This is a genomic window from Salinimicrobium oceani, assembly GCF_012037645.1.
Genome location: NZ_JAAVJR010000927.1, coordinates 1 through 388 on the forward strand (window position 1 = coordinate 1; position 388 = coordinate 388).

The 388-nt window shown below is 39.4% G+C and carries 1 protein-coding gene; it reads right to left on the bottom strand.

Annotated features, from left to right (window positions below; all coding sequences use genetic code 11):
* Positions 1-322, bottom strand: a 322-nt coding sequence (locus HC175_RS20100) for an HU domain-containing protein (RefSeq protein WP_479685247.1), incomplete at its 3' end; no start/stop codon positions are given.
* Positions 323-388 lie beyond the last annotated feature (66 nt).

Below are 388 nucleotides of genomic sequence, written 5' to 3' on the forward strand. Positions count from 1 at the left end.
AAATCCTGAAAGATCCTATATTGGGAAGATCTATCCTTTTGTTCTCTTCCAGTACAACCTCCAGGTCCTGTACGAATTGGGAGATGATCTCAAGTGCTTCCTGGTAAGACACCTTCTCTGCCTCTACGAGATAATTAGCCAAAAGACCGTCATTTTTGATCAACTGTCGGTTGAATGAAACTGTCTTTTTAGGAGGGAAAAACTCATTCGAGGAATGGTCAATTTGGGCCGAATGCTGCTGTGTGATAAAGGCCCCAAATCCCGGTAGGATCACACATTCGTACCGGTAAAGAAGATCGTGGATGTAATTTGTTACTGCCATGTAAACAAATGTAGAACAAAAAATATTTTCAAAAAACAGCTGCAGCATATTTTATTAACAAATTTT